Origin of the sequence: Parasphingorhabdus sp. (genome assembly GCF_039939955.1) — a bacterium.
In the GTDB taxonomy this organism is placed as follows: Bacteria; Pseudomonadota; Alphaproteobacteria; order Sphingomonadales; family Sphingomonadaceae; genus Parasphingorhabdus.
Map to the genome: position 1 here is coordinate 487,447 of NZ_JBDVHS010000002.1, position 16,183 is coordinate 503,629.

General features: G+C 55.0%; 13 protein-coding genes. 6 read left to right on the plus strand and 7 right to left on the minus strand.

The window, feature by feature from the left end:
- Positions 1-33 precede the first annotated feature (33 nt).
- Together ABJG22_RS02605 and ABJG22_RS02610 are read left to right on the plus strand one after the other, a co-directional pair.
- Entirely contained in the window at positions 34-891 is an 858-nt protein-coding gene (locus ABJG22_RS02605; protein WP_348018672.1) for a DUF1838 family protein, read from the plus strand.
- Complete coding sequence (locus ABJG22_RS02610) at positions 881-2,239, plus strand: MFS transporter (protein WP_348018673.1); 1,359 nt, start codon at positions 881-883, stop codon at positions 2,237-2,239. The genes ABJG22_RS02605 and ABJG22_RS02610 overlap by 11 nt, the downstream gene beginning before the upstream one ends.
- Here the strand turns inward: ABJG22_RS02610 and ABJG22_RS02615 are convergent, their stop codons facing one another.
- The 5 genes from ABJG22_RS02615 to ABJG22_RS02635 all read right to left on the minus strand — a co-directional run bounded on the left by ABJG22_RS02615 (position 2,240) and on the right by ABJG22_RS02635 (position 9,326).
- Positions 2,240-3,607 (minus strand): MFS transporter, encoded by a 1,368-nt coding sequence (locus tag ABJG22_RS02615; protein WP_348018674.1) that lies wholly within the window; start codon positions 3,605-3,607, stop codon positions 2,240-2,242.
- A complete protein-coding gene (locus ABJG22_RS02620; protein ID WP_348018675.1) occupies positions 3,604-4,617 on the minus strand; it encodes a phosphotransferase in 1,014 nt (337 codons plus the stop codon). Before ABJG22_RS02620 ends, ABJG22_RS02615 begins: the two co-directional genes overlap by 4 nt.
- Positions 4,592-5,353, minus strand: a complete 762-nt coding sequence (locus tag ABJG22_RS02625) for an alpha/beta fold hydrolase (protein ID WP_348018676.1) — start codon at positions 5,351-5,353, stop codon at positions 4,592-4,594. Before ABJG22_RS02625 ends, ABJG22_RS02620 begins: the two co-directional genes overlap by 26 nt.
- A gap of 38 nt (positions 5,354-5,391) precedes the next feature.
- Entirely contained in the window at positions 5,392-6,576 is a 1,185-nt protein-coding gene (locus ABJG22_RS02630; protein WP_348018677.1) for a serine hydrolase, read from the minus strand.
- A 167-nt stretch (positions 6,577-6,743) separates the two neighbouring features.
- Positions 6,744-9,326: a TonB-dependent receptor gene (locus tag ABJG22_RS02635; RefSeq protein WP_348018678.1), complete on the minus strand. Its 2,583-nt coding sequence runs from the start codon at positions 9,324-9,326 to the stop codon at positions 6,744-6,746.
- Between the two features lie 300 nt (positions 9,327-9,626).
- Between ABJG22_RS02635 and ABJG22_RS02640 the strand changes: the two genes are divergently transcribed.
- Genes ABJG22_RS02640 through ABJG22_RS02650 form a run of 3 tightly spaced genes read left to right on the plus strand, consistent with a single transcriptional unit; the run spans position 9,627 to position 12,866 of the window.
- Positions 9,627-11,018 (plus strand): MFS transporter, encoded by a 1,392-nt coding sequence (locus ABJG22_RS02640; RefSeq protein WP_348018679.1) that lies wholly within the window; start codon positions 9,627-9,629, stop codon positions 11,016-11,018.
- On the plus strand, positions 11,008-12,042 hold the full coding sequence (locus ABJG22_RS02645; protein ID WP_348018680.1) for a Gfo/Idh/MocA family oxidoreductase: 1,035 nt from the start codon (positions 11,008-11,010) through the stop codon (positions 12,040-12,042). The genes ABJG22_RS02640 and ABJG22_RS02645 overlap by 11 nt, the downstream gene beginning before the upstream one ends.
- Positions 12,042-12,866 (plus strand): formylglycine-generating enzyme family protein, encoded by an 825-nt coding sequence (locus tag ABJG22_RS02650; RefSeq protein WP_348018681.1) that lies wholly within the window; start codon positions 12,042-12,044, stop codon positions 12,864-12,866. The genes ABJG22_RS02645 and ABJG22_RS02650 overlap by 1 nt, the downstream gene beginning before the upstream one ends.
- Before the next feature lie 17 nt (positions 12,867-12,883).
- On the opposite strand, the gene ABJG22_RS02655 is transcribed toward ABJG22_RS02650, so the two are convergent.
- On the minus strand, positions 12,884-13,666 hold the full coding sequence (locus ABJG22_RS02655; RefSeq protein ID WP_348018786.1) for an SDR family NAD(P)-dependent oxidoreductase: 783 nt from the start codon (positions 13,664-13,666) through the stop codon (positions 12,884-12,886).
- A 213-nt stretch (positions 13,667-13,879) separates the two neighbouring features.
- On the opposite strand from ABJG22_RS02655, the gene ABJG22_RS02660 reads away from it, so the two are divergent.
- Positions 13,880-15,226 carry a cytosine permease gene (locus tag ABJG22_RS02660; protein WP_348018682.1) on the plus strand — a complete coding sequence of 449 codons (1,347 nt, stop codon included), beginning with the start codon at positions 13,880-13,882 and terminating at the stop codon, positions 15,224-15,226.
- A 13-nt stretch (positions 15,227-15,239) separates the two neighbouring features.
- Here ABJG22_RS02660 and ABJG22_RS02665 read toward each other — a convergent pair whose 3' ends face one another.
- Positions 15,240-16,097: an alpha/beta hydrolase gene (locus ABJG22_RS02665; RefSeq protein ID WP_348018683.1), complete on the minus strand. Its 858-nt coding sequence runs from the start codon at positions 16,095-16,097 to the stop codon at positions 15,240-15,242.
- Positions 16,098-16,183 lie beyond the last annotated feature (86 nt).

The following is a 16,183-nucleotide window of genomic DNA, read 5'->3' on the forward strand; positions in this document are numbered from 1 at the left end:
TGACAGCTTGGCCAATCAATTGAAGGAAAAACCATGGACCTGAAACGGCGCGATGCGATGAAAATTATGGGTGCGTCTGCGGCAGCAGTAGCCCTGCCTGCTCAAGCGAGCGGCCATACTCCCGCGGTGCCGTTGGACTTGCAAAGTCCGGAAGGTCGTTTGCGGACGTTCATGCTTATCCGGCACGCGTTGGATGAGCGGGTTGTCGTGAACTGGGCCAAGGCACGCTATTTCGGCATGGTGGGAGATGAAATGACGCCGCTATTTGGCGTTGCCTCGGTCGTGCTGACACAAAGTCGGCCGACAGCGGGCGGCGGTTATCGCAGTGTGTCTTATGAGCTGGGCTATTTCACTGATCATGAAGGCACAACGGTAATCGATACGTTTGACAATCCTTATACCGGGGAAACCGTCACAATTCCTGACGGCGGCTATCCACCCTCGGTTGTGCTGATCGGCGCGGATCTTGAACAAAGGCTGGAAAAGCCGATCCCCGGCATGACGCTGGATCACCATATATCACCGCTCTATCAATCCGACGGGCAAATTTGGCTGACCGAACGCGTCCAGTCAGAGGCCCTTTTCCCCGGCGCGACCAAGCCGTTCCGGTATAATGATGTCTCGACCTATCACGCCAACGCAGAGGCTTTGGCAGATCCTGAAGCAAAACAAGTGCCGAGCCTAGTGGGATATAGCAATGTTGTTGGATGGCGCCCTTGGTTGAAAATGCCAGCGGACCATCCGGGCCATCTTTCGGCCTTTGGCTCCGGACGCACCGGGTCGCGTTTTGCGGAAGTGCCAAAAGCCTGGATCGATCGAGCGAAAGTACATCGTCCGGAGCTCTTGCAAGACCCGGGGGCATTTTTGAAATCTGCTTGGGGTGACAGTTAACATGGCCAGTGGCGTCGATTGGCGGGTAAAATTTGGTTTTGTCACACTGCCCATTGCCCATTCTGCAGGCTTTAATGTCGTCACGTTGCTCGCCTTCCGCTTTTTCACGGATAATCTAGCAATATCGGCGGCAGCGGCCGGGTTCCTCTTTGCAATTGTGAAAGTCTATGACGGGTTGCTTGACCCGGCGGTCGGCGCATGGACGGACCGGTTCGAATCCCGCTGGGGCCGGCGACTGCCATTTGTGGCCGCTGGTGGCGTTATGATGGTGGGGGGTGTGTTGATGATATTCTCGCCGCCCGATATCGCATCGCCCCTATTATTGCAGATATTCTTGGGCTTTGCTCTGCTATTGCATGCGAGCGGTTACACCGCATTGACGATACCCGGGCTTGCCATGTTGGTTGAAGCATCGAAAGATTATCATGCCCGTACGAGTCTGATGGCGTGGCGCGTTTTTGGCAATTCTATCGGAGTGGTTATCGGATCAACTATGCCGGCGTTGCTGTTGGTCACTTGGGGTGCAGGACGGCAGGGCCATACCGGCATGTCGATGATTGTCGCCGGAGCCGTTGCGCTGGCCACGGTGCTTACTCTGTTGGCACTGGCAAATGCGCCGCGCACCGTTCCTGATGGCGAGACGGAACGTTATCGATTGAAGGATCAGGTCAAGCTGGCCTGGGACAATCAGCCGTTCCGATTGCTGGCGTTTGCTCATATGTTCGTTCTGGCAGGAACGGCGGTTACGTCAGCTGCCGGTGCCTATTTCACCCGCTATGTCTTGGAGTTACCGGACAGCTATCTGGGGTCATACTATATGGTCGCCATGATTGGGTCGGTCGCCACGATGCCGGCATGGGTCTGGTTTTCACGCAAAGCCGGTAAGAAAAGCGCCTATATCACTGCCATGACATCCTATGGACTGATGCATCTTCTCTGGTTCACTGCGACGAAGGGCGAGGCAATGGAATTGCTGGGCCTGCGCGCGCTTCTGACCGGCGTTGCAGCGGGCGGCATGATCCTGACATCCTATTCCATGATGACGGACGCGGTGCGCTTTGATTACATCCGCAGTGGCCTGCGACGGGAAGGCGCCTTTGCCGGATTCACCACTTTGTTAGACAAGCTGTCCGCTGCGGCGGGCATAGCGCTAATGGGCTTTTTCCTGCAGTATAGAGGCTATGCCGCGACCACGCAGGCGGCGGATGCGAGCCAGCCTGAAAGCGCGGTCAATGCTATATTGATATGCCTGACCATCGTGCCATTTGTTGCCATGCTTTGTGCTGGACTGATCGTCAGCCGCTATAAACTCAATGAAGCAGATCTGGTGGAACCGGATCCGGCCTGACTAGGCCGGATCCGCAAGTTCTGGATCCAGGAGCAGCGCCGTTTCGGTTTTCGCTAAGCGCGCTTGCTTCATGCCGCGCCAGGCCAGCGCATTGAGCGCTGCACCGACGATGAGCGCGGGGATGGAGACGATCGCGATCGACCAGCCCACCTGCGTGGCATCGCCCAATATATGTTCGGTAACGGTCGCGATCAGCAGCGGTCCGCAAGCGGCACCGATCATGGTATTGAGGATCAGCGTCAGCGAAATGGAGCTGCCGCGCATCTGCGGCGGTACGATCGCCTGCAAAGTGGCAAACATCACCGTTCCGATCACCGAGAATATGGCGGCGCTGGATGCGACCAGCAGGGCCGCGACATAGACATTGTCCGCCATGACCGCGAGCGCGGAAGGAATGGCCAGCAACGGTGTCAGCGACAAGATTCCGAACCGCTTCATCACCTTCCCCTGCTTCATCGAGCGATCGAGCAGGAACCCGCCGATCAGTGGGCCGACGGCGGCAAAGGCGATAGAAAAGGGGCCCAGCCATGCACCGAGAAAGGCGGGAGATGCTCCGAAGCCGCGCATCAGCATCGCCGGCGCCCAGGAGCCAGCCCCGTAGGCGACGAGGAAAACGACAGCGAAACCGAAATATAGCGGCAGTAAGACGCCGCGGTTGCGCCAGAAAAATTGCGCTTCTGCAACGCCGGGCAGCGCCGATTTCAACGGTTTGGTTACGGTGACATTTTGCCGCGCCGGTTCGCGGGTTGTCATGAGACCAAGGGCGACAAGCAGGCCGAGCGCGCCGCAAATGAGGAAAGTCGTGCGCCATGGGGCCATCTCCCCGATCAGCGGGACAGCGGCAAAACCGCCTGCGATGGCGACGCTGATGATGATCCCGGTAACCGATATGGCGATGCCGTTGGCCAGTCCCTGACCCATCATATAGACGCTGATCGGGCGGCCGCGTTTCTCTGGCGGGAACATATCGGCAATCAGGGAGATTGCGCAGGGGCCCAAGGCGGCTTCGCCCAGCCCGACCATCAGGCGGGCGGCAAATAGTTCACCGAAACTGGTGGCATAGCCGCTTGCTATGGTGGCTACGCTCCATATGGATATGCCTGCAATCAACAGGCGTTTACGCGAGGTTCGATCGGCGAGCAGACCCATGGGCAGGCCCATGAAGGCATAGAAAACACCGAAAGCCAGACCCTGTAGCAGGCCGATCTGAACATCGGTGATCCCGAGATCGAGCCGCACCGGGTCGACCACAATATTGAGGATCGCCCGATCAATGACCGAAAAAATGCCGGCCAGAAACAGCAGGCTGACCATCCACCAGGCCGTACCGGTGCGCGGCCATGTCACAGGAGCGCCGCCGCCGGTCATAGGAGCCCCGCATCGCGGGCGCGGGTTTTGATATAGTCCCCGAGCCAGTCGAGATTGCGGAAGCGCAATGTCCCTCGTCCCACCGATACCGAGCTATGCGCCATGCCGGCGACAAGCCGGAATGCCTTGGCCATCATGAACAATTCACCATTTTCAGTCTCGAGTTGGGTGAAAGGACGGACCGATTGATATCCGGCTTCGAACGCTTCTCCATAAGCGGGCGAGAAGTCATAGAATAGATTGCCCCAGACGTAATTTTTTACGTCTTGCATCAGGAAGTCTTCGCCCGCGGCGTCGAAATCGAGGAAGGTGATCGTGCCCGCTTCGTCGACATGGACATTGCTCGGATGGAAATCGCGATGACAGATGCCCATTGGAACGCCTGCGTCGGCTAGTTCCTGCAGTCTTTTGTCGAGCGCGGATGCAATGATAGGGTAGTCGCGCAAATCGTCCGGGCGATCATAAACGAAATCAAGCAAGGCCGGCATGCAGATATTATAGTCGCAGGCCGTTTCCGTGGTGAACTTATGGTCCGCACCGGCATGTTCGATGCCGAGCAAGTGCATTTTCGCAAATTGGGCTCCGATGCTGGCAGCAGTATCCTCGCTCAGCATTTCCCCGAATTTTTTCCCGGGTGCCCAGTCGTAAAGGGCAAGAGCTCGGTCGCCTTCCGGTGACGCGGCCTTGAAATAAAGACTGCCGTCATGCTGTGGCACTGCCACGGAAGCTGGGAATTTGCGGTCTTTCAGAAAGGCTAGAAAATCCAGTTCGAACGCGACATCGTCAACATCACGGTAAGTCTTGCGCCAGACGCGCAGAGCATATTTGGTTTTCTCATCCTGGACCAGATAGACATCGTTCATGCCGCGATAGAGAAGCCAGGCCTCGACCTTCCCCGACACGGGATAGCGCGCCGCAACTTCTCTGGCGATAAAATCGGGGTGGACCACCGAGTGTGAAATCTGGGCAACCGGTAGGTCGCTACTAATCGAAGAATTTGTGTAGTTCATTGGCTATTCTTTCTTGTGCAAATTCAAAAATGTCTCGATCCAAGTCTGGAAATTCATGTATTTTGATATTGGATATCAACCGGGCCGCAGCGAGCGAGGCGTCTCTCAGCTGCTCGTCTGGCTGCAGTAATATCGTGGGCAGCTTGAGCGCGTCCAATCGCGAATAGTCATAAGACCAAACACCGAGATAGGCCCAGCTTGCGCGATCCAAGGCCATTGCCTTGTCAGCAAAGGACCGCATCGCGCGATCAAGCGGGACACGGGCATCGCGTTGGATGACGATATAGTCCCATAGGCGGGTGAGAAGCGACAATGTGACTTCTCCGCTTTCATTCGGGGCCGGGCCGTCTTTTGCCTGAGCAAGAAGTTCGGCTCGCTTTTCAGGCGGATACATTGGAATGCCGGTTAGAGCCAAGCGGCCCACTTTCTCGCTGCGCAACAGGGCCAGTTCTATCGCCAGCAGCGCGCCGGTGTGAAAGCCGTACACATCGATAGGGCCATCTATGTTCAGTGCATCAATGGCATCTGAAAAACTGGCCGCATATCCTGCCATATCGAGCGGTTCGGGCGGTGCATCGGACATGCCATAGCCGGGCGTATCAAAGGCAAACACCTGTCGATCCGTTGCGACAGCAGCCATCAACTGTTCATATTCAAATGAGGACGACGGATTTTGATGCAATAAGACCAAGACCGGCTTGGCCGGTTGATCCGGCCCGGCGAACCGGTAGTGCATTTGCCCGTATCGGCATTCGGTATAGGCGCGCGAAACTTTCAGTTGATTCCTGCCAAAATGATATTGGGCAGAGCGGAATCATCCCATGTAAAGCTTGGTGCGCCAATGCGGACAATGACCAGATTTTCCGATGGCACGATATAGACACGCTGTCCGGCCGAACCGTCGAGATAATAGACGTCATCCCGCGCAAAGGGCTCGGCAGCCGCTACTTTCGCGTTAATGCCTTTGCCATAGCTACGCTGCGGCGCATGGGGGCTGCCGCGCCAAACCTGCCAGCCATAGTTGGGGTTTGCCGGGGAAGCAGCGGTCATTCGTTTGATCCAGTCTTGCGGGACGATCTGGTCTTTGCCGACCTGGCCTTGGTTCAGGAATAACAAGCCGACGCGCAACCAATCCTGGGCGTTGGCTAATAGGCAACAGGAATAGCGCGGTGAGCCATTTTCACGATCAAGCCATAAAGTAGCATCCGATGCTCCGATAGGTTGCCAGACTGTCCGCGATAGCCAGTCCGCGTAGCGCATGCCGGTAGCGCCTTCTATGGCCCAGCCCAACATGGCTGTGCTGCCGTTAGCATAGCAAAATTCTTTCAGGGGAACGCAGCTATCCGGCCAACGGGCGGTGGCTTCGCCAATGTCATCTCCGAGACTATATTGCCAATAGGGACCATCGGTGGTCCGGGTGCCCCCCGGTGTCTGCATGCCGCTGGCCATTTCTAGAAAGGCGCGTATCGACATGGATCCACGCCGGGTGTTCTTCATCGTCGAAATATAGTCGGAAATGGGGTCGTCTACACTGCCAATATGTCCTTCGGCGACTGCGGTTCCGACGGCTAGGGCAACAACAGTCTTCGCCATAGAAGCTGTCGTGTAGCGCGACGATTGACCGAAATCGTACCAGTATTTTTCTAACTGCAGCTCGCCGTCCTTCCAGGTGAGCAAGGCGTAGCTTTTTTCGCTTTCCGCTAAAGCAACGGCCTTTTCAATTGCGGAGGCGCTGATTGTCGGTTTGTGGGTTGGCTGCAATTTTGCGGCGTTGCCGCCGACTACCGCTTCTTGCGGTTGATACCAGTCAATATCTTTGACCGAGGTTTGAATAGGGAAGTTTGCAAGCCGTTCATCGACCATTTTGACCTGCTCTGCACTTGGCCAAGCCGATCCCGCTTCCTGCGAAGCAGCCGGGCAAGCGATGCAAGCAGCCGCTAGAGCGATGATTTTGTACATGAGAAACGACCGCCTTATGGATGGATGATTTCGACCTTAACATGACGCGTGACATGGTGGTTTGGTATTCTGGGCTGATGATTAACCGACTAGCGGGTAGCAGTCGCCCATTAAAAAAGGGGCGGCACAAACGCGCGCCGCCCCTCCTGTCTAGCTTGGTTTCTAGCTTAGAATTTAAGACCAGCTTTGATACCGATCGTTCGTTTGTCCGGAAGTCCAACGTTCAAGTATGAGTTGGCGCCGGTCAACGAGAAGTCAGGCGTCAAGATCACATTCTGCGCAATAGACGTATATCGCGTGTTGTTCAGCAGGTTGTTCGCAAACAGTTCAAGCGATAGGTCGCCTTTGGTGAAACCGATCCGGCCATTTACCACTGACCGGCTTTTGATCCAGGTGAGGTTTGCGGCATCTACAAACTGTTTCGATTTGTAGTTCAGATTTGTCCGAATAAACCAACCGGCATCATCCCAGTTTTCAATATCACCATAAAATTCGACGCCCAATGTCCCTGAGTATTTTGAAGCGAGCTGCAACTGGTTGCCAATGAAGTCATCATCAATACTGCCGGTCAAACGCGAGATCGACGGGTCCGCGAAGCTTTGGATTGAGCTATCGTTGATTGCGCCCGCTGCGGTGATGGTCACGCCTTCAACTGGGTTGATCAACAAATCCAGCTCCGTGCCCCACAGATTGACATCACCGGAGTTTGCAAGCCCGCTGATGATCGATGGTACAGGTGGATTCACAGATGTGTCGTTAAACACAGTGGAGCGGTTGTTATACTGGCCGTTCCAATCGGCTTTATAGACAGCAAAGGAGGCCAGTACCGCGCCGTCCAAGAACGAGCCTTTCAAACCAGCTTCATAGTTGGTGAGTTTTTCTGGTTCTGTCACAACCTCAAGGCCAATGGAAGCAGCCGCAGCAACCTCTCCTGCGCTGCCGCTGAGAAAGCTTGTATTGAAAGAACTGAGGGCAACGTTGGCAGCTTTGGCCCATGATGCATAGATCATGATATCAGGTGTGATATCGTAGTTTACGATTATCCGCGGCTGAAAATTGTTGTATTTTTTCGAAAAGAACTGTTCGGTTGGACCGAAAGTACCGCCTGGTAGTCCGAACAGGTTATCTGATGCAACCGTCAATCCTCGCCCGCCAGCATAAGCAAAGATTTTATCTTGCTGATAACGGCCTTCGGCACTGATCTTCAAACCTTCGATTACTTCGTAGCTTACGCCACCAAAGATGCTCTTGGTGACCGCTTTGCCTGGAGGGCCAAGGCTACCGTCGCTGCGAGGTGCCAAGAACTGTTCCTCAGCAAATACGCTTACCAAGTCATTTTCGGAATAGGCGTTCAGATAGCTTACGCCCAACATGGCCTGCAATGGACCGCCATCGTCGTACGAGGCGCGGAACTCCTGCGAGAAGTCGCGGTTAGCCCGTTCGACCAAGAATGGGAAAGAATATGTCGTTCTGGCACCTGGAATGAAGGCCGCGGCACCATTTGCGATCGAATCACTGTCGAAATTATCCAGATCAGCTAGCTGGCTGTAAATCTCGTTATTATAGCCCGTCAAAGACGATAATGTGATACCGGTATCGCCGACTTCATAGTCGACTGTGAGATTGAGATGATAAAATCTTCTCACCAGGCCATATCCCTGAACACCGGTACTTGGTGAAGTGATCCGCTGATCGTAATTGTTCAAAATTCCCGCTAGGAGAGAATCTTCGGTTGTATTTTGCGCTGGGCTGAAACCCTTAGGAAGAGCAGGTGCCGCGCCACAAATATATGGACGTGTGACGGCGGTTTCTGTTGCAGAAATGCCTGCACTCAATCCGACCAGGTTGCAGTTAGAAAGGCTTGGAACAAGAATATCACCGGCGTTGCTTCCGGAATTGAACGGAATATTCAACGCGCCGTTATCGGACCGTATTTCATAGGCAGAAAGCATACCCTGTGCGGATGGGCCATCCTTGTCTTCAGAATAAAGACCAAAGCCGGCGATTTTCAAGCTGTCAGTTGGCGTGAAGTCTAGTTGAAGTGTGCCTGTGCGGGTTTGACGATCTCCCAAAGTCTGCCCTGGATTGGCTGCATTGTCATAAGATCCATCGGTGCCCCAAGCGCGGCCGGTGGCCCGAAAGCTCAGCACGTCTTCGATGATCGGGCCTTCCAAGGAGAGGGCAAGATCGTAGCTGCTCCGCGAGCCGCCAGATGCCTTGATTGAACCGCCGAATGTATCTGCTGGCGCTTTAGTAACCACGTTTACCGCGCCGGCAAATGTGTTGCGTCCGAAATAGGCTGACTGTGGACCTTTTAGAATTTCGATCCGCGCTGGATCACCGACTGCGTTTACAGCTGTTGCTGACGAAACAGGAACGCCATTGATAAAGGTTGCAGTTAGCGTTGACGTCGGAATGGATGGCGTGAAGCCACGCATTGAAATCTGCTGGAACGAACGGTCATTTCGGCCGGAGCTGATGTTGGAAACGTTGATGCCCGGTGTGTTTTCGACCAGATCATTGATCGATGTAATGCCTTTGGCTTCAATCGCTTCCGAGGTGAAAGCCGTGATCGCGATTGGCGTCTTCAACAGGTCTTCTTCTCGCTTACGGGCGGTGACCACGATAACGCCTGAGTTTTCGTCAGATGCCGTTTCTGTTTCCTGGGCAAGAGCCGCGCCGCTCGGCAATGCCAAGCTGGTTGTTGCAACGGCAATTGCGGCAAGTGAGCAATTCATCTTTCTAGTCATTGTGCGATATCTCATAGTTTGAAACCTTCCCGATATTGTCTGGTCCTTCGATGGAACCTTTGGATTTAATCTGTAAGCGGTTACGCTGGTCTACTTCCACCCCGCTATCCAAGTTGGATCATGCTGACCTCAACTGAATGCCGTTACTCTTGCGCGAGCGGCATTGTTACAATCTCGTTTCACTCACTATCCACCACGCGGTCAATTGGCGGTGTTTGGCCGCTTCTTTACAGTGAACGGTCCAAATAGATGACAATATGATGTAAAATTTATCGAACAAGCTGTGAAGGACTCGTAGATATGATCAGCTCCCGAGATACGGATGCAGAGCTTTCTCAGCGCTCCGGTTTGGCCGTTCAAACCAAGGCCGGTTTTGGCGTCGGACAGATTGCGGGGCAATTGTTTCGCGATGCGCCTTCGCTGCTGCTGCTATTCTATCTGACCAGTATATTGGGGATCGAACCGGCTCTGGCCGGAGCGGTCATTTTCATTCCGAAAGTATTGTTCGGAGCGGGCTTTGATCTCACCGTAGGATTGGTATCGGATCGCTATGCCGCTCAATTTGCGCGTCGACGCTGGTTGCTAATCGGAGCCATTGCGGCTCCTTTTGCCATGTTAGGCGCCTTTACCGTGCCCGAAGGCTCCCAATTTTTACAGCTGGCTTGGGTTTTTATCAGCTTCAGCTTTTACATGGCGGTCTTTTCCACCTTTTCCGTACCCTATCTCGCGCAATTTGCGGAAATGACCGACAGTCCAGCCGAACGGACCGAATTGATGGCATGGAAGCATGGTTTTACCGGCATGGGCGTATTGCTTGGTTCCGCCGGCACACCGATACTCATTCATATTCTGGGCGGCGGACGGTCTGCCTATATCTGGTCAATCGGGATAATCGGACTGATCAGTTCTGCCGCCTTGTTCATCGCCTGGTATAGCGCCGGTAAAATTTCGGACCGGAAAAACACCGCGCGTCCATTGGAATTCAAGGAACTGCTCAAGGTTTTTTCCGATCGGCGCTTTGTTATTCTTTGCCTGTCAGCTGTGATCATGACGGTGGCAGCCGGCATTTCTTATGCCAGCTTTGCCTTTTTCGTCACTTTTGCCATGGGGCGCAGCGATGCCTTCGTCCAGATCGGCATCATTTCTACGATCATGGCCGTTGTGGTCATGCTGGGTGCACCGACATGGGTATATGCAGCGAAATGGCTCGGTAAGAAACGTACCTATATCTTGGCCGCAACCTGTCACGGGCTGGTTCTGATCTGCTGGGGCTCGTTTGCCGACAGTCCTATGTATTTTGCTTATGTCATGGCGGGGTTGCTGGCGCTGTTCAATTCAGGATGGGGGCTGATCATCCTGTCGATGCTGTCGGATGCCATTGCGCGGTCTCGCGAAGAAAGAGGTGAAAACCGGGCCGGTGCCTATTCAGCGGTCTGGTCGATCATTGAAAAGGCAGGTATTGCAGCGGGCGGTACCTTGGTGGTTGGCGGCATTTTATCTTATACGGGCTTTGACACCGAAGCGGCGAAACAGGGTGTTGCGCAGAGCGTTGACGCCATTCAGGGCATAGTTTTGGCTTATGCCTTTCTGCCCGGTATTGCCAAAATTGTTACCGCCTTCCTGATCTGGCTATTCATGCCGGACGATGATTTGGGGAAACCTGCGCCCGTGAGTTTTGTCGATGAAGGTTGAACCGATCGGCCTCGCGCTGGTCGGTTGTGGCAGAATAAGCGCGGCCCATCTGTCGGCTGTTATCGATCAGGCCCCGTTGTTCCGGCTGGTTGCCACCGTCGATCCGGATTTAACGGCAGCACGCGCGGCGGCAGAGCCATTTGGCGCCAAGAGCTTTGCCTCGATGGTCGAGGCATTGGACCAATTGGATGTGGATGCGGTTTTGATTGCCAGCCCCAATGGCCAGCATTTCGAACAGGCGAAGATAGCCATTGGGGCCGGCAAACATGTCCTGGTCGAAAAGCCAATTGCCGAAACCGGCGCACAGGCATTGGAGCTGAGCGAGGCTGCGGCTGCCACTGGCGTGGTGCTGGCTGCGGGGCACACATTCCGGCACGGCCCGGCAGTGAGGACATTGATGGAGCGCTTGCCAAGCTTCGGGAAACTCTTGTCGGTCGAAGTCAGTCAATGCGTTTTCTGGGATGGGCCACAAGCCCCTTGGTGGGCCGATCGAACGACTGAAGAGGGTTTGATCCTGTCGTTGTTCGCACCGCATGCGCTGGATTTCGTGCAGCTCGTGATGGGGGGCGACGATCCGCTGCGCCTGCATGTAGAGGCTGCGCGCCACCAGTCGGGCTGGCAGGCGGAAGATGAAGCGATGATGCTATTTGCCTATCCGGACCGGAAAATGGTCAGCGTGCATATATCCTACAACCAGCCGCACGTGCATGATCGCAAGACGCTGTTCTTTGATCAGGGTGTCGCCGAAATCCGGGATGGCGAGCTGCTGCGCTGGAATAATGAACTGCTGGTGGAGCCCGCCGCGGGAATATTGACGGACAGCAGCAAAATGGGCGGTCGTGACCTGTCCCACTATTTTAGCGCCCAGCTAGCGGAATTTGGAAAAGCCATTAGAGGCGAACCCCATTGCTGTCCGACGGGGGATGATGCCGCCCGGCTAATTGGACTGATCGATCGCGTGCGTGAACAGGCGCTGCTCAATAGCGTGGATGTGATCTCGCCGAGCATAGAGGAGAAGAATTGATGTCCCTTATATTATTCGTCGCGTCGACCGCAGCAGGCCCGGTGATGGAACCGCCGAGCTTGCCACCGGTTCGCGGAGGCGCCGCTTTTGCCGAATGCGTTGAATGTCCGGAGATGGTGGTGATCCCGCCCGGAGAATTTGTCATGGGGTCCTCGCAGGAAGAGCGCGACACGCTGGGTGTGATGGATATGTTCGATAAAATGGAGTCGCCGCAGCATAAGGTGTCGATCGACTATTATTTTGCGGTGGGGCGCTATTCTGTCACCTTCGACCAGTGGGATGCTTGTGTGGCGGACGGAGGATGCAATGGCTATTCTCCCGATGATTCGGGATGGGGAAGGGGCCGTCGTCCCGTGATCAACGTAAACTATGCCGATACCCAGGCCTATATATCCTGGCTAAGCGACAGGACGGGACAGCAATATCGGCTGTTGAGCGAGGCCGAATGGGAACATGCGGGCCGGGGCGGTACCGATACATGGTATCCCTTTGGCAACAGCATTGATCCGGACAAAGCAAATTATGGTCATAATCTAGACCGCACGACACCGGTCGGTAGCTATCCGCCCAATGGTTTCGGACTGTATGATATGACAGCCAATACGGCCCAATGGGTGCAGGATTGTCATCATGATGATTATGTCGGCGCGCCGACAGACGGCTCTGCCTGGTTGACCGGCGACTGCAAATTGCGGAATGTACGGGGCGGCGGCTGGAGCCTTCAAGGATGGAGCGTTCGTGTAGCCCAGCGCATTGGTGATCCACCAGAAGCTCGCAACGATCATCTTGGCTTTCGTGTGGCCCGCGATTTGCCGCAACCCTGATCCGAGCAGCCCTGACCCTATCGGCCGCCAGCGACGTCCAACGTGCTACCGGTAATATAGCTTGCTTCTTGTGATGCGAGGAAGGTGACGGCGCTGGCGACCTCTTTGGGTGTGCCAAGCCGGTGCATGGGCACCATCCGGATCGGGCTATACTCCAATCCGTCTTTGTGCATCTTGCGCAAATAAGGCCCGGCCAGCTCGGTATCAATCGGTCCGGGCGCTACCGCGTTGATGGTGATTCCGTGATCGGCGAGCTCGATGGCCATATCCCGAACAAAGCCGATCACGCCGGCTTTTGCGGTGGAATAGGCGCAAGCTCCCGTATGAAAAGCGTTCCATACCGTTCCATTGCGAGCGCCGGACGACAGGCAAATGATGCGACCATATTTTCGCTCCATCATCGCTGGAAGCGCCGCCTTGGTACAGAGGAACATCGACCGCAGGCTTAGCCGCATGGTATAGTCCCAGTCTTCTACATCCATATCCCATATCCGCCCGGAGCGCCCGCCGCCGACATTGTTCAACAATATATCGGGAGTGAAGCCGGCATCCTGCACTTCAGTGAATAGCGCGGTGACGGCATCTTGATCGGTAACATCGCAGATCACCGAGAGCCGTTGCGCCTTGGCCTCCGTGAGAAGCGCTTCGGTTTCCGCTAGCCGTTGACGGTCCTTGTCAACGATGACGAGGCGCGCGCCCTGACTGGCCATATGCAGTGCGCAGGCTTTGCCAATGCCCAGTCCGGCACCGGTAATCAGGGCTGTATGACCGGAAAGACCGAAAGACAGATTTTGTTCCATCAACGGAGGCTAATATAGTCCCTGTTTGGCATGGACAGGATTGCGACGTTGACCGCTGTGCGGAAAATTTCGGGCGTGATATCATGGTTCGTTCCGACACGATCATCTCAATATTATCCGAACAGCGGGCAAAGGCGAAGTTTGCTTGAGCCACTGAGCGTCAAACATGGTCTCCTGCAACTATCGATAGACAATCGAAAACAGGGGGCGCTGATGAAATTCGATTTGAAAAAATGGTGGACGCTGGACGAAGCCATGGAAACGCAATCGGCTGACAATCCCTTTGCGCCCGTGACCGCCGATCAGCGGCAGGATACCACGCCGATGCTGGCCTTGGCCTTTGGTTGGGGCTTTCTGATCACCGGTTTAATCGCTGGCGGTCAGATCGGATCCGGGCTTTCTTTCTGGCCCGATTTCATTCTCGCAACCTTCGTTGGCAATTTGATCAACTTTGTGATCGGTGCGTTGGTCGCATTTATCGCCTATAAAACCGCCTGCAATTCCGGATTGCTTTATCAGTTCGTTTACGGGCGGGTTGGGGTCTATTTGCCGGTGATCTTTGTCGCCTTGCTGCTGACCGGGTGGCAGGCCATCATCGTTGGCGCCTTCGGTTTTACTTTCGCTCAGAGTTTTGAAACCCCGCTATTCTATGCGGTGGCCATCTTCGGGGGCCTATTGTTTACCGCTACGGCCTATTTTGGGGTCAAAGGCATCGAGAAGGTCAGCGTCCCATCGGTCGTCGTGCTGGTTCTGGTTGGGCTATATGCCATCTATTTGAATGTGGGTAATGCAGGTGGCATATCGGCCTTCCTCGCCTTGTCTCAAGATACAGCAGCGAAGACCCCGATGTCTTTTCCCACCGCGGTCAATCTGGTCGTCGGATCATGGGTGGTCGGCGCTGTGGTGATGGCGGAATATGCGCGTTTTGCGAAAAAGGCGTGGGTGGCCATCGCCATTCCGTTTATCGTGATGATCGTCGCCCAGTGGTTTTTGCAGATCGTCGGGGCCATGGGGTCGGTCGTATCCGGCTCACCCGATTTTACGACCTATCTTCTCAATCAGGGCATGATCGTGGCCGGACTGGGCATATTGGGTATGAGCCTGGCGCTCTGGACCACCGGCAATGCCAATCTCTATTTGCCGGCAATCCAGACCTCCGCGGTGATGCGGCGTCCCAAAAGGGTGATGGTCGTCGTCTGGGGACTATTGGGCACGGTCCTGGGCCTAGGTCTCTATCAATATTTTCTTGACTGGATCAACTTGCTTGCCGCGCTGGTACCACCGCTAGTCGGGCCGCTGATTGTCGATTATTATCTGGTGCATAAAGGCAAATATGACGCGAGCGATCTGCCCCGATTGCACCGGTGGAACTGGGTCGCGATAGCCTCATATCTAGCGGGCGCTTTTTTCGCCTATGCCCATCTGAAAGGCCTTCTGACGCTGCCCGAGCAACTGATTCCTTCGCTGTTCGGACTGCTGGTATCGATGCTCTGCTACGCGATTATCTGTGGTGTCGCTGCGGTGACGGGCCGGAAAGTTGGTTATTCCAGCGTCGCGTGAGGGCGAGCGGTCTTTATGCCGGGTCGATATTCCGGTCGATAAAGGCAGCAATGGCGGACGCCTTGAGACCCGGGCCGGGGGCGATGCTGACAATTTCGCCGCAAGGCAAAAGATCGAGAGCCGTTTCGACGGCTGCTTTCAGTGTTGGTAGTTCTCCCTCGGGTTTCAGCAGGAGCGTCGGTGCGTTTAACTCTGGCATCCGTTCGAAAGCGCGATAGTTGAAGGCTGCCAGATAGGGCTTGGAATAGCTGTCCAACGCCTTCAGCACATCCAGCGTGATCCGGTGCAATATCTCTGGTGGTGGCATCGGCACCGATAACCTGTTTTCTGGCGTTTTCAGGAAATGGGGAAAATATAGCGCTTGATCCCGACAGAAGTTGAAGGCCCAGGTCAGGTGGCGGCCATATTCGTCCGGTTCCACTTTCGGCGCGTAATTGGCGATGATCTGCTCGCGCAATTCGTCTTCATATTCGGTAATCCCGTCAAGCATGACCGTGCCGGTATTTTCGGGGAAGGCGACGCCAAATTCGCAGGCAATCCGAGCCCCGGTATGGGTGCCATATATATGGGCCTTGTCCAGTCCCAACTCAGCCATCATCCGTTTGATGGAATCGGCAAAATAAGGAATGTCGGGTGTCTCTGGCGACGGGACGTCGGAGTCTCCGTTGCCAAGTGTGTCCGGGGCGATAATCGAACCGCGAAACCCCGCTTCGACTAGTTCGCGCATCATATCCTGCATGAACCATGAGGATGCGGGTGAAGCGTGTAGCAGGATGATGGGAATAATATTCTTGTCTCCATCCCATATCCTCAAATGGAGCTGGCCTTCATCAAGACTAACGAATGCACGGCGGATTTTTGTGTCTGTCATGAAGGTAAAGTAGAGCGTTGCGCGGTCGGAAATCTGATCGCGCGGATCCTATCCAACAGGCGGATAGCGTCGAGACATGTTCCAAC

Coding starts and splice junctions, on each gene's coding strand:
- ABJG22_RS02665 (WP_348018683.1), bottom strand. CDS start 16,097: ATGACAGACACAAAAATCCGCCGTGCATTCGTTAGTCTTGATGAAGGC.
- ABJG22_RS02630 (WP_348018677.1), bottom strand. CDS start 6,576: ATGTACAAAATCATCGCTCTAGCGGCTGCTTGCATCGCTTGCCCGGCT.
- ABJG22_RS02650 (WP_348018681.1), top strand. CDS start 12,042: ATGTCCCTTATATTATTCGTCGCGTCGACCGCAGCAGGCCCGGTGATG.
- ABJG22_RS02605 (WP_348018672.1), top strand. CDS start 34: ATGGACCTGAAACGGCGCGATGCGATGAAAATTATGGGTGCGTCTGCG.
- ABJG22_RS02625 (WP_348018676.1), bottom strand. CDS start 5,353: ATGCACTACCGGTTCGCCGGGCCGGATCAACCGGCCAAGCCGGTCTTG.
- ABJG22_RS02655 (WP_348018786.1), bottom strand. CDS start 13,666: ATGGAACAAAATCTGTCTTTCGGTCTTTCCGGTCATACAGCCCTGATT.
- ABJG22_RS02620 (WP_348018675.1), bottom strand. CDS start 4,617: ATGAACTACACAAATTCTTCGATTAGTAGCGACCTACCGGTTGCCCAG.
- ABJG22_RS02640 (WP_348018679.1), top strand. CDS start 9,627: ATGATCAGCTCCCGAGATACGGATGCAGAGCTTTCTCAGCGCTCCGGT.
- ABJG22_RS02635 (WP_348018678.1), bottom strand. CDS start 9,326: ATGACTAGAAAGATGAATTGCTCACTTGCCGCAATTGCCGTTGCAACA.
- ABJG22_RS02660 (WP_348018682.1), top strand. CDS start 13,880: ATGAAATTCGATTTGAAAAAATGGTGGACGCTGGACGAAGCCATGGAA.
- ABJG22_RS02645 (WP_348018680.1), top strand. CDS start 11,008: ATGAAGGTTGAACCGATCGGCCTCGCGCTGGTCGGTTGTGGCAGAATA.
- ABJG22_RS02615 (WP_348018674.1), bottom strand. CDS start 3,607: ATGACCGGCGGCGGCGCTCCTGTGACATGGCCGCGCACCGGTACGGCC.